Source organism: Algibacter sp., from assembly GCF_049667265.1.
Classification (GTDB): domain Bacteria; phylum Bacteroidota; class Bacteroidia; order Flavobacteriales; family Flavobacteriaceae; genus Algibacter_B.
Genome location: NZ_JBATHX010000129.1, coordinates 1 through 2031 on the forward strand (window position 1 = coordinate 1; position 2031 = coordinate 2031).

Annotated in this window: 3 protein-coding genes and 1 pseudogene; 1 reads left to right on the forward strand and 3 read right to left on the reverse strand. The window is 32.8% G+C overall.

Translation table 11 applies throughout. The features are described from left to right. Window positions 1-206 (forward strand): T9SS type A sorting domain-containing protein (locus WBN21_RS04640; protein WP_424198118.1); only part of this gene is annotated, 206 nt, incomplete at its 5' end. Between the two features lie 116 nt (window positions 207-322). Here the strand turns inward: WBN21_RS04640 and WBN21_RS04645 are convergent. From WBN21_RS04645 to WBN21_RS04655, 3 genes and pseudogenes are all read right to left on the reverse strand, one after another. Next, on the reverse strand, window positions 323-553 hold the full coding sequence (locus WBN21_RS04645; protein ID WP_424198119.1) for a ferredoxin: 231 nt from the start codon (window positions 551-553) through the stop codon (window positions 323-325). Further along, entirely contained in the window at window positions 553-1797 is a 1245-nt protein-coding gene (locus WBN21_RS04650) for a peptidase U32 family protein (RefSeq protein WP_424198120.1), read from the reverse strand. Before WBN21_RS04650 ends, WBN21_RS04645 begins: the two co-directional genes overlap by 1 nt. A 10-nt stretch (window positions 1798-1807) precedes the next feature. Next, a pseudogene (locus tag WBN21_RS04655) lies at window positions 1808-2031 on the reverse strand (rhodanese-related sulfurtransferase); the annotation flags it as partial.

A 2031-nucleotide genomic window follows, 5' to 3' on the forward strand; every position in this document is an offset into this window, starting at 1 on the left:
CTAATAATTTGATTAATATTTCTACAGTTAAGAAAATCGTTAAAGCTGAAATTGCAAATATTACAGGGAAATCTATAACATCTATGAGTAATCCTTCTCAAGGTTTAAAAACCATTAATGTATCAAACCTGGCTAACGGTATGTATTTTTTAAGACTTTCAGGCGAAGAGAATGAAAGAAAAACGATTAAACTTATTAAAGATTAAATTTTAGCTCTAGTTTGTAATAAAGGTCAAAGGATTTATTTCTTCTGACCTTTTGTTTGTTATGAATTGAACAGTAATTTTTGCTATTTATAGTATTGCTTATAATACCAAAAAAGCTAAACATCCTTTACCGATATAATTTTAACCGGACAAGCCTTGGCTGCATTATCGCAAGATTCAAGAATCAAATAATCATTAGATTTTAATGTGAAAAAGCCTTTTTTTTCTTTTGAATGTAGCAACACCGATTTCCCATCTTTTTTAGACATTTGAAACTGGCTTGGCGCTAATTCAACGCAATAGTTACAGCCAATACATTTGTTACGTTGTAATGTTATAACAACCATTAAGCTTCTACTTTATTTTCAACAATTTTATAAAGCTTGTCTGATTGACGGATTCTAAACGGCAGTTTTATGGTTACCATATCGCCTTTTACACCTTCTGATAGTTTTTGATCGTTAACTAAAAACTCTTCAACAGTTAACTCTTTAGCTCCCGTGGTTGGTCCAGTTATTAATATAGTATCGCCAATGTTAATATCGTAAGCTTCAATTTTAAATTCGCCAACCATAGCTTTCGGAAAAAAATGCGTGCCTTTACCAATATACACTTTCTTTTGTGTGGCATGAGATCCTGAACCTTTACTCCATTCACCAAGTTTTTGTCCTAAATAATAACCACTCCAAAATCCTCTGTTATAAACCGTTTCTAGAGTTTGCATCCAAGAAATAACTTCTTTTTTACTATAGGTACCATTTTCAATACTATCAATAGCTTCGCGATAGCATTTTATAACTTTGGCAACATATTCAGGCGCTCTTCCGCGTCCTTCAATTTTTAAAACTTTAATACCAGCATCAACAACTTCATCTAAAAAATCGATGGTACATAAATCTTTTGGAGACATAATATACTCGTTATCTAGCTCCATTTCAAAACCAGTTTCTTGATCTATAACGGTATATTTTTTTCTACAATTTTGCTTGCAGGCGCCTCTATTGGCCGATGAGTTTTGAGAATGCAAACTCATATAACATTTACCAGATACGGCCATACATAATGCGCCATGACCAAAGATCTCTATCTCTACATGTTTCCCAGAAGGCCCTTTTATTTGTTCTTTTTCAATCTGCTCGGTTATCTTTTTAACTTGGCGCAAACTTAACTCACGGCTTAGCACCATGGTATCGGCAAATAGGGCGTAAAATTTAACCGTTTCAATGTTGGTTATATTTATTTGAGTTGAAATATGCACTTCCATACCAACTTCTCTAGCCGAAGCAATTACTGCCTGATCCATGGCTATTACAGCTGTAATGTCGGCTTCTTTAGCTTGTTTTATCAATGTTTTTACAATCGATAAATCATGATCGTAAATAATAGTATTTAATGTTAAATACGTTCTAACATTTTTAGCTTTACAACGGTTTGAAATCTCTTGTAAATCGTCGAGTGTAAAATTTATAGATGCTCTTGCTCGCATATTTAATTGCTCAACTCCAAAATAAATGGAATCTGCGCCATTATCTAAAGCAGCTTGAAGTGACTCAAAATTACCAGCAGGCGCCATTAATTCTATCTTTTGCATAATCTCTGCTTTATATTTTATCTACTTTTAAAGTCTCAAAAATATTCCTCAAGTCTTTTTTATATGGCAAATGGTCTGCTCTCCCTTTTTTGAAAATATCATTGCTATTTCCTTGTCCTTTTCTTAGTGCTTTCTGTTCTTCAAAAGGTAAAGCATGAATCTCTTTACAATTAGTAGAACAACAATGGTTCATTTCTTCTTTACACTTGTCACATTGTATAAATAGTAAATGGC

Excerpts from the sequence above, each read along its gene's own strand:
- WBN21_RS04645 (WP_424198119.1), bottom strand. The coding sequence starts at position 553 with ATGGTTGTTATAACATTACAACGTAACAAATGTATTGGCTGTAACTAT.
- WBN21_RS04650 (WP_424198120.1), bottom strand. The coding sequence starts at position 1,797 with ATGCAAAAGATAGAATTAATGGCGCCTGCTGGTAATTTTGAGTCACTT.